The following is a 10,555-nucleotide window of genomic DNA, read 5'->3' on the forward strand; positions in this document are numbered from 1 at the left end:
CTTTAAATATAGTAATAAAAGAACTAGTCTTTGTATTGCTCAATTAGGATATCCAACATTTGAATAGCACATTTTGATACTTTGGTACCAGGACCAAATACACCAACAACACCAGCTTCGTATAAGAAATCGTAATCCTGAGCTGGAATAACACCACCTGCAGTAACCATAATATCTTCACGACCTAATTTTTTCAATTCCTCGATAACAGCAGGAACTAAAGTTTTGTGACCAGCAGCCAATGAAGAAACACCAACGATGTGTACATCATTTTCTACAGCTTGTTTAGCAGACTCTTCTGGAGTTTGGAACAATGGTCCCATATCCACGTCAAATCCTATATCGGCAAAACCAGTAGCAACAACTTTACCACCACGGTCGTGACCATCTTGTCCCATTTTTGCAATCATGATACGAGGACGACGTCCTGTCATTTCTGCAAATTGATCTGCTTTTTTCTTCGCATTTGCGAAATCAGCATCTTCTCCTGATTCTGATGAATATACTCCTGACACGGTTCTAATAACAGCTTTATATCTACCACAAACTTTTTCACATGCATCTGAAATCTCACCCAAAGAAGCACGAAGTTGTGCAGCTTGAACAGCAAGATCCAATAAGTTACCTTCACCTCCTGCAGCACAGGCAGTAATGGCTTCAAGAGCAGCTTGAACAGCTTTTTCGTCACGGTTAGCACGTAGTTTGTTCAATCTTTCAATTTGAGCAGTACGTACAGCAGTGTTGTCTACTTCTAAGATATCCAATGGATCTTCTTTTTCCAAACGATATTTGTTAGTACCAACGATAGTTTGAGTGTTCGCATCAATTTTAGCTTGAGTACGAGCAGCAGCTTCTTCGATACGAAGTTTAGGAATACCAGATTCAATAGCTTTAGCCATACCACCTAATTTCTCAACTTCTTCGATGTGAGCCCAGGCTTTGTCTACCAATTCTTGAGTTAATGACTCAACGTAGTAAGAACCAGCCCATGGATCAACTGCTTTACAGATAGTAGTTTCATCTTGAATAAAGATCTGAGTGTTACGAGCGATACGTGCAGAGAAATCTGTAGGCAATGCAATCGCTTCATCCAATGCATTGGTGTGAAGAGATTGTGTGTGACCCAAGGCAGCAGCCATTGCTTCGATACAAGTACGTCCAACGTTGTTGTAGGGATCTTGCTCGGTTAATGACCAACCTGAAGTTTGCGAGTGAGTACGCAATGCCATTGATTTAGGGTTTTTAGGATTGAATTGTTTTACAATCTTAGACCATAGTAAACGACCAGCACGCATCTTAGCAATCTCCATGAAGTGATTCATTCCGATAGCCCAGAAGAAAGACAAACGAGGAGCAAAAGCATCAACATCCATTCCTGCAGCGACACCTTTTTTCAAGTACTCAAGACCATCAGCAAGTGTGTAAGCTAACTCGATATCTGCGGTAGCACCTGCTTCTTGCATGTGGTAACCAGAGATAGAAATAGAGTTAAATTTAGGCATCTTTTGAGAAGTAAATTCGAAGATGTCAGCAATAATTTTCATAGAGAATTCTGGTGGGTAAATGTAAGTATTACGTACCATGAATTCTTTAAGGATATCATTTTGGATAGTACCTGATAATTCTTCCAATTTAGCACCTTGTTCCAAACCTGCTACAATGTAGAATGCCAATACTGGAAGTACAGCACCATTCATAGTCATAGAAACAGACATCTTGTTCAATGGAATCTGATCGAAAAGGATCTCCATATCAAGAATAGAGTCGATAGCAACCCCTGCTTTACCTACATCACCAATTACACGAGGATGATCTGAATCATATCCACGGTGAGTAGCCAAATCAAATGCTACAGAAAGACCTTTCTGTCCAGCAGCAAGGTTACGACGGTAGAATGCATTTGATTCTTCAGCAGTAGAGAAACCTGCGTACTGACGAATTGTCCATGGACGCAAAGGATACATTGCTGAATAAGGTCCACGTAGGAATGGAGGTAAACCTGAAATGTAGTTCAAGTGTTCCATACCTTCTAAATCTTCCTTGTTAAAAGCTGTTTTAACGGGAATTTGTTCTGGTGTCATCCAAGATTTTTCAATGCCGTTTTCTTTTTCCCATTCCTGAGAAGTCGTTTCAGCTCTTTGAGATGACTTGATATTTATATCTTTAAAATTTGGCTTCATTTTTTTTCTTTTTTGTAATTAGTGTTGAATAATTTTTCAATTATAAATCACTAATTAAATTCCTAACTCTGCTTGATATGCTTTTAAAGTTTCAAGAACGTTCGATTTCACATTAATAAAGTTCTCGATTCCTTTAGCTTTTAACTCGTCAGCACATGCAGGAGCACCTGCTACAACAAGAGTTGCACTTCCTTTAAGGGCTTCGAAAAGCTCAGGAGCGATAGTTGCATACTCATCATCAGATGAACAAATTACAACGATCTTAGCATTTTTCTCTGTTACGAATTTCACACCTTCTTCAACAGTTTTAAAACCGTTGTGATCTTCAACGTCGAATCCGGCACAAGCGAAAAAGTTACATGCAAACTGAGCACGAGCTTTACGCATATTCAAGTTTCCAATAGGGAACATCATCACTTTAGGACGACCATTCACTTTACTATAAAGATCAGTTTTGTTACGAAGAACTTCGAAAGATTGAGCACCACGATATGGTTTCAATGTTTCGCAAATGGCATCGTCAGCTGTTTTATCAGCAGGAGTGAGAACAGCTTCAGGAATAGTTTCCAATACTTCACCGAAGTTAGGGAATTGGTTAGTTCCTAAGAAATTCTCTTTACGAGTAGCAATGGCTAAATCTCTTTTTTGAGCAGTAGCTTTGATTGTATCTTGAACGAAACCAGCTTTGAAAGCAGCAAGGTATCCACCTTTTTTTTCAACTGCTAAGAATAATTTCCAAGCTTCGTCGGCAATAGACTCAGTTAGAGTCTCAATATAGTAAGAACCAGCAGCAGGGTCAGCAATTTGACCAAAGTGTGATTCTTCTTTTAGTAATAATTGTTGGTTACGAGCAATTCTTTCTGAGAATACTGATGATTCAGCATATACAGAGTCGAAAGGTTTTACTGTAAATGAATCAAGTCCACCTAAAACAGCAGACATTGCTTCGGTTTGAGTACGCAACATGTTTACATATGGATCGTAAACTGTTTTGTTCCATTCTGAAGTTTCACCGTGAACAGACATTTTGCAAATTTCTTCGTTTGAAGCACCGAATGCTTTAACGATGTTAGCCCATAGCATACGTCCAGCTCTTAGCTTAGCAATCTCCATGAAATACTTAGAACTTGTTGCAAAGTTGAAACGGATTTTTGGAGCAACTTCGTCAACAGAAAGACCAGCTTCGATCATTTTGCTTAGGTATTCAGCACCTGATGCCAAAGAGAATCCTAATTCTTCTACAATTGAAGATCCAGAGTTGTTGAATAAGTTTCCACCAACTGCAATTACTTTAAATTTAGGAAGTGCTTTTGAAGCTTCAATAGCTTCTTTCATAAATTTGTAAGAACTTTCTTCTGATCCACAAAATTTACCAACAGTACTGAAACCAGAATTGATATCGATAGAAACCCCGCCATTTATTTTATCTAGAGCGATACCTTTTTCAGTTGCAATTGCTTGCAAATTTTTGATTAATTCAACAGAACCGTGAGATTTTTCGAAGTTGATTTCTACACAATCCAAGAAAATACCATCTAACAAAGTAGATAATTCCTCTTTGCTTAGGTCTTTCCAATTCAATACGAATCCAATTGAGTCAACACCTTTGTTTAGGATGTCAAGAGCTGTTGCATTAGCTGCTTTTACATCGTTAACAATAATATCTTGACGAACCAACCAATCGTTGCTGTCTTTTTTATTACCACGAACATAAGGAAAATCTCCAGGATAAGTATTCATGAAGGCTTTGTCATCCATGTTCTCCAGTCTGTAGAAAGGCTGTACATTGAATCCTTCATTAGTTCTCCAAACCAACTTTCTATCAAAGTCAGCACCTTTTAGATCTTTAGTGATTTTGTCAATCCACTCTTGAGTCGAATTGGGAGCAAAGTCACTAAAAAGTTTATTATCTGCCATAACTGTAACTGTTTAAAAATTAGAGCCTAAAAATAAGGCCTTTTTATCATTTACAAAAAGTTTAAAAAATGTTCTTCATCATACTTTAAGAACATGAAAAAACTATTGCTTTGTATTACTTTTTACTATAATGGGTGCGTGGTCAGAGACTTGCATCCATTGTTGAAGTGTTTTTCCACTCTCCAAGCAAAAGCTTTTGTTGGAAAATAGGAAATCTATTTTTCTATTCCAGAACTTATTTTTATCGGTTGTGTGCGAAAAATGTTTGGAATTGTCACGCTTAAATTCGTCTAAGGGAATTGCGGACTGATAGTTTTTATAGAAAGGAATCATCCATTTTATTTCGGCACTGTAATTATCTGCCTCAAATTCTCCATCGTTACAAGCCGAATCGTCAAAATTACATGTTTGCTTGCTAAAAGGAGGCAGCGAATTAAAATCGCCACCCAAAATAAATTGCTGTCCACTTTGGTTCAAAGAATCAAGGTAAGTTTTAAGAATTTCTAACTGCCTTTTTTTTGTGTTATCCTTGGCGTATGCCGATAAATGGGTGGTTAAAAGTTGAATGGATTTACCTTGGTTTTCCAGATTTATTTCCAGAATGTTTCGTTTTAGATAAAAGTAGCGAACAAGAAAATTTTGCGATTTGATAAGTGGGAGGGGAATTCGTTTTGCACCAGTAAATTTCCATTTCGATAAAATAGCGTTGCCTGAATCCATTTTTCCAATTCCATTGCTGGGAATGTAGTTTGCTTTCCATTGCGAAGCATAAGCTGCATAGTTAAAGTCTGTATTGTTGACCAGATATTGTACCTGATCTACAAAGGCGCTTCGTTTTGCATTTACATCCGCTTCCTGTACCATTAAAATATCGGGGTTTACTTCACGAATTTTTTCGGCAATGGTGTTCATGTTTTCTATGACTTCCGATTTTTCCATAATCACTCTATCACCATGGCAATCGAAAAAGAAATCGATTCTACCACCTCCGAATTTAATGTTCCAGGTCATTATTTTTAAAGTATCCGGAAAAGGAACTTCTTGTTTTTGTATGCTTTCGTACAGAGAGACTTCTGACCCAATTTTAGTTTGAAAAGGATCACAAGCCGCTAGCAGAACAAGCAGGACGATTAGACCTAATTTTTCAATTATTTTCATGAGCTTAGCATTTCCAATTGAAGACATATTTTATATAGTGATGAGAACTTGCATTTATCAATCAGAGGCGTAAAATGAGTTGAGGGTGGTGTTATAGAATTTCTTCCATTTTTTCGGCCGGAACTGCAAATATTGCTCTGTGATCGTTCACTACAATAGGGCGCTGAATAAGATTTGGATATTCAATTAGGATTTTAATCCATTCTTCATCGGTAAAGTTTTTTCCCTTAAAATCTGTTTTGTAGATTTTTTCCTGAGTACGAATGATTTCTGCAGGTTTTTTTGCCATTCTCATTAAAACATCGGCAAGTTCTGCTTCGGTAAATTCATGTTTTAAATACAAGCGTATTTCTGGTTCTAATCCTTTTTCTTGTAAGTATTGTAGGCCTGCTCTACTTTTAGAACAACGTGGGTTGTGGTATATTTTTAACATGCTTGTTTTTGGTTTACGGTTTAAAGAGGATACAAATATACAGCTTTCAGTTCGATCAAAAGAAACTGAAATAGTGTTTTAAAAATAAAAAAGAGGATGGAAGCTTTTTCTGCGAAGATTTGCTGTATTTGTTCGAATGCTACGGGGTCAATTCAGAAATCTTTAGTATGTTTGAGATATGTAAATATTTATATACTTGTAAAAATGGTAAAACAGTTCATAAAAAATAGAAAATTCGAGATTATTGGTGGTTTGGTAGGACTTTTTGGCGGTTTCCTTTATTGGAAATTTGTTGGCTGTGTTACAGGAACTTGCCCAATTCAGACCAATTGGTATACTATGGTTCCTTACGGAGGATTATTTGGCGTTTTAATTGGAGGGATGTTTAAACCGAAAAATAAGTAGGGGCGCTGCATGCAACGACCCTAAAAAAATTATTTTTCTTCTCCGCTAAATTCCATTAGATATGCTTTAATGAACCCATCCAAATCGCCATCTAAAACAGCTTGAACATTAGATGTTTCATGAGCAGTTCTAACGTCTTTAACTAATTTATAAGGTTGCATTACGTAGGAACGAATTTGCGATCCCCATTCAATTTTCTTTTTTGAACCTTCTATGGCATCAATTTTTTCCTGTCGCTTGCGCAATTCCAATTCATACAATTGAGATTTTAGCAATCGCAAAGCGTTTTCACGATTCCCAAGTTGAGAACGTGTTTCGGTATTTTCAATGATGATTCCAGTGGGAGCATGTCGAAGACGAACACCTGTTTCTACCTTGTTTACATTCTGTCCGCCAGCACCACCCGATCGGAAAGTATCCCAGGTAATATCAGCAGGATTAATCTCAATTTCTATGGTATCATCAATAGCTGGGTAGACATATACAGAAGCAAAAGAGGTCATTCTTTTATTGGCCGCATTGAAAGGAGATAGGCGAACCAAACGGTGAACACCATTTTCCGATTTCAAATATCCGTAGGCAAAATCGCCTTCAAATTCCAAAGTAGCCGATTTAATACCTGCTTCATCACCTTCCTGATATTCTAAGGAACGGACTTTATAAGCATGCGATTCTCCGTAACGCAAGTACATGCGGTAAAGCATTTCGGCCCAATCGCAACTTTCGGTGCCACCAGCGCCAGCATTAATTTTTAAAATAGCGCCCAGTTTGTCCTCATCTTTACGAAGCATATTTTTAAGTTCTAAGGCTTCAAGTAAAGTTTCGCTAGCAGCAAATTGTTCATCTACTTCTTCTGGAGAGGCCTCTTCTTCTTTGGCAAAATCATATAAAATTTGAAGATCGTCAATGGCTTCTTTTACTTCATTGTAGGAATCAACCCACGACTTTAGTCCTCGAACTTTTCTCATTTGAACTTCTGCTTCTTTAGGATTGTCCCAAAAACCTGGTGCCTGAGTTCTCATTTCTTCTTCTTGTATCTGAATTAATTTGGCATCGATGTCAAAGATACCTCCTTAACGCTTCCGTGCGTTCCGCTAAAGTCTTTAGCTGGTCTGTTGTAATCATTTTGAAATTTATTAATTGAAGTGTAAAGGTAGTAAACAAAGAAGAATGACCAATCTGAAATAAAATTCTGTTGTGATTTTTTAGAATTCCTTCTGATTTGATAATTACAAATAAAAAGAAATAAAAAACGACGACAGAGAATTTCCTCAGTCGTCGTAAAATTAATATATTTTTTTTGTTAGAATCCTCTTTGTTCATTTTCTAATTTCTGCATTTCAGCATCGAAAGTTGCTTTGTATTTTTCGTAATCGTAGTCAACTTTTAGTTTATCGTCCTGCGATAATTTTTGGTTGATGGCTTCTTCCAAGTCTTTTGCGCTCATTTCAAGAGCAATGTAAGTTTTGTATTTGTTTTCGCCAGTTCGGGTTTGCTTTTCGCAGATTACTTTAATGTTATTCAATTGTTGGTTGATTACCTCACGAGTTAATCCTTCAAAACGTTCTTCAACTTGTTCAACATTGTTCAGTTCTGTGGAGTTCACATAGTTGTCGATGGTTCCCTTAACGGTCGATTGAATTAAAGTTGCCAATTCGGCACGAGCATTGGTTCCGGCCTTCTTTTTCGATACCATTTGATCTAAACTTTCACCAATTGCCGAAGCTCTAAAATAGTTTTTATCACTTTGGTAGTCCGAACCGGTGCAGTACACCTCAATTAGTTCTTCGCCTTGTGCTTTTGTTGTTACTGCTTTTTCGGCAGATCCGCATGAACTAAGTCCGGTAGCTGCTAAAATTCCTAATCCAAGGAATAACGATTGTAGTTTTCTTGTTTTCATATTTTCTTAAGCTTAAATTTTATTTACTGCTTTTTAACTAAGAGTAGATTATTCTGATCTTACTTTACTATTTTATAAATCGAGTTGATTTAGTTTCGGAACAATATTGTTACTGATTTCTTCAACAGCTTGCTCGTAGGCTTCTTTTACGGCATAGTTGTAACTAATTGGTTTCATCCCTTTCACTTCATAAATGGCATCGTTAAAAATCTCCATTCCGGTTTTTACATCGGTAAGCGTGAAAAAGCAATCCAGATATACGATATACACTTTGTAGTTGCGTCCCTCTTTAATTTCGCCTTTTGTAACGTTGGTGTTGATATCAAGAATTACTTTGGCTTGTTCTTTATCATCCGTAAAGGAAAAAAAGTTTTCCGAGAGTTCTTTTTTTACGCTGTTGGTAAGAATTCCTCTTTGTGAATCTTCGCCAAATATTTTTTCATTAAAGTTTAGGTAAGCTTTTAAGCGTTCCACATTCACAATAATTTTGCTTTTAGGAACCGATTCGGGTGTAAAAAAGAGTTGATTCAATTCATGGTTTTCAATTTTTTCATCTAAAATTGACGATAAGTCAAGCGAGATTTCAATTTCCTGTAATTTTTGTTTGGAAGTTACTTTGGAGAGTTGTGAAGCCGCATAACCAAAGCGATCGGTAGAAACCTTGTGATTTAAAATTCCTTCACCTTTTGTGAATTCAAGTTGCAAAGGCAATTGCTGAAGTGTTTGCTCGCCTTCATCACCCAACCAGCTTGCTTTTACAAGTATTGGCTCTTTTTTAGCGGTTGAAATTTCCAGATTAATTTTATTCTGATCGGGCGAGAGCTGAGTTCGGTAAAAAATATTTTGAATGGAATTGTAGATGTCGGTTCCCAGATTAATTTTTCCATCGAAAGAAAGAACCGATAAATCTTCATCCAAATGATTTTTGATGGCATCCAGAGCTTTTGCGTAGTAGCTTAAAGCTTGGTGCAAATCCAATTGTTTTTCGTATTGTTTGGCTTCCTCGAAATAGGTTTGAGCCATTTTTTTGGCTTTGTTTAATTTGATTCTTTTGAGCAGTTCGTATTGATTTTTCGAGAGTTGATAGTAAACCCAGTACTCGTTTCCCTTTTTATTATCCCAGGAGCCAACCATTTCGTAAGCTTCTAAATTTTGAACGAGAGAAGTTCTCACATTAGCTTCGAACTCTTCTTTAAACTCTACATTATTTTCGAATTGATGCAAAACTGAGTTGGAGGAAATGGAGATGGAAATTTCGGAACATAAATCCTGTAAAGCCTGATTTTTGGCTAATTGCATGTAGTTTATCTGGCTATTATCCTTTTCTACAACTGCAATTCCAATGTAATAATCGGTAGAAATAGGACGTTCTTTTACCCATTGTGGCGGGCGACGTTTTGCCATGGAATTCTGAGCTGAACAGCCCACAAACAGTAAAAGGATAAGAGAATAATGGAGGAGTAAGCGTAGAGTTTTAGTCATTTAGATTGGTTTAGGATCATTGTTTTAAGAGAACTAAATATAGTAATTCCTTTACAATAAGCCTGCCAAAGCGAAATGAAAAATTAGCTCAATTCAGAAATTATCTTTTCAATTAGTTTCAGCGAAAGCTGAGCTTCAAATCCTCGTCCCTGAGCAAAGCGAAACAGCTTTGCTTTGAGCTGATAAGGATCGTTTTCCTTTATACTTCGCATTTTACTTTTTAGGATGTCATTCAAATTCTCAAGATATTCCTCGTTATTTAATTGTTGCAGAGCCGTTTCGATTAATGATTCGGGAATTTGTTTTTGGCGTAACTGATGACTGATTTTTATGCGTCCCCATTTGTTAAAACGGAATTTATCGCGAACGTAAAAGTTGGTGTATCGTTCTTCGCTTAGAAATTTTTCGTCGATTAAGCTTTGAATAATTTCATCCTGATCATCGGAAGAAATGTTCCAGTCGCGAAGCTTTTTTCGGATATCGAAACTGCATTTTTCCTGTCTGCTGCAAATAAACATTACTTTCGAAAGAGCGGATTCTTTGCTGATTTCCTTAGGTGTTTTTTTGTATTCCATGGGATCTACTTTAGGGCTGAAATTATTCTGTTTTTGCCATTAATATCCTGAATCAGGCGAACTTGTCTAAACTGTTTCTGCTCCAGCAAAGTCACCATTTCTTTTCCTAAACTTTCGTTGATTTCAAAATATAATTTTCCATCTTTTTTTAAATTCGAAAGAGCAAAATTGGCTATGTTCCGGTAAAAAAGCAAAGGATCATCATCGCTAACAAAAAGCGCTGTATGCGGTTCATGATCCAGAACATTTTTCTCCATCAGCATTTTCTCCGCCTCGGTAACATAAGGTGGATTACTCACAATGATATCAAATTTCTCCCATTCAAAATCTGCCCATTTCAGAATATCACGACAGTGAAATTTTATTTCTACCTGGTTTAAAAGCGCGTTTTCTTTTGCCTTTTTAATGGCTTCGGAAGAAATATCTGCGGAAGCAATAGTAGCAGCTTTTAGATGCTTAGCCAGGGAAATGGGGATGCAGCCACTACCGGTTCCAATATCTAAAA

General features: G+C 36.9%; 10 protein-coding genes. 1 reads left to right on the forward strand and 9 read right to left on the reverse strand.

Annotated elements, in window-relative coordinates:
* Window positions 1-23: 23 nt before the first annotated feature.
* From scpA to arsC, 4 genes are all read right to left on the reverse strand, one after another.
* Window positions 24-2,180, reverse strand: a complete 2,157-nt coding sequence (gene scpA / locus ABYT26_RS16595) for a methylmalonyl-CoA mutase (protein WP_372755954.1) — start codon at window positions 2,178-2,180, stop codon at window positions 24-26.
* Between the two features lie 54 nt (window positions 2,181-2,234).
* Complete coding sequence (locus ABYT26_RS16600; protein WP_372755956.1) at window positions 2,235-4,097, reverse strand: methylmalonyl-CoA mutase family protein; 1,863 nt, start codon at window positions 4,095-4,097, stop codon at window positions 2,235-2,237.
* A gap of 102 nt (window positions 4,098-4,199) precedes the next feature.
* Window positions 4,200-5,282 carry an endonuclease/exonuclease/phosphatase family protein gene (locus tag ABYT26_RS16605; RefSeq protein WP_372755958.1) on the reverse strand — a complete coding sequence of 361 codons (1,083 nt, stop codon included), beginning with the start codon at window positions 5,280-5,282 and terminating at the stop codon, window positions 4,200-4,202.
* A 64-nt stretch (window positions 5,283-5,346) separates the two neighbouring features.
* Window positions 5,347-5,688, reverse strand: coding sequence for an arsenate reductase (glutaredoxin) (gene arsC, locus ABYT26_RS16610; RefSeq protein ID WP_372755960.1), 342 nt, complete (start codon window positions 5,686-5,688; stop codon window positions 5,347-5,349).
* A 204-nt stretch (window positions 5,689-5,892) separates the two neighbouring features.
* Between arsC and ABYT26_RS16615 the strand changes: the two genes are divergently transcribed.
* Window positions 5,893-6,093, forward strand: coding sequence for a hypothetical protein (locus tag ABYT26_RS16615; protein ID WP_372755962.1), 201 nt, complete (start codon window positions 5,893-5,895; stop codon window positions 6,091-6,093).
* 29 nt (window positions 6,094-6,122) lie between these two features.
* Here the strand turns inward: ABYT26_RS16615 and prfB are convergent.
* The 5 genes from prfB to ABYT26_RS16640 form a co-directional block, all read right to left on the reverse strand.
* Window positions 6,123-7,218, reverse strand: a protein-coding gene (gene prfB / locus ABYT26_RS16620; protein ID WP_372755964.1) for a peptide chain release factor 2 whose coding sequence is annotated in 2 segments (ribosomal slippage) — window positions 6,123-7,154 and window positions 7,156-7,218 — 1,095 coding nt in all. Because the reading frame shifts where the segments join, the coding sequence is not laid out codon by codon here.
* A 178-nt stretch (window positions 7,219-7,396) separates the two neighbouring features.
* Window positions 7,397-7,993, reverse strand: a complete 597-nt coding sequence (locus tag ABYT26_RS16625; RefSeq protein ID WP_372755966.1) for a hypothetical protein — start codon at window positions 7,991-7,993, stop codon at window positions 7,397-7,399.
* Window positions 7,994-8,065: 72 nt separating this feature from the next.
* Window positions 8,066-9,475 (reverse strand): LPP20 family lipoprotein, encoded by a 1,410-nt coding sequence (locus tag ABYT26_RS16630; RefSeq protein WP_372755967.1) that lies wholly within the window; start codon window positions 9,473-9,475, stop codon window positions 8,066-8,068.
* Between the two features lie 83 nt (window positions 9,476-9,558).
* Window positions 9,559-10,050, reverse strand: a complete 492-nt coding sequence (locus ABYT26_RS16635; RefSeq protein ID WP_372755969.1) for a regulatory protein RecX — start codon at window positions 10,048-10,050, stop codon at window positions 9,559-9,561.
* A gap of 5 nt (window positions 10,051-10,055) precedes the next feature.
* On the reverse strand, window positions 10,056-10,555 hold a 500-nt coding region (locus ABYT26_RS16640; RefSeq protein ID WP_372755971.1), incomplete at its 5' end, for a class I SAM-dependent methyltransferase.

Source organism: Labilibaculum sp. (assembly GCF_041595635.1).
Taxonomy (GTDB): Bacteria; Bacteroidota; Bacteroidia; order Bacteroidales; family Marinifilaceae; genus Labilibaculum.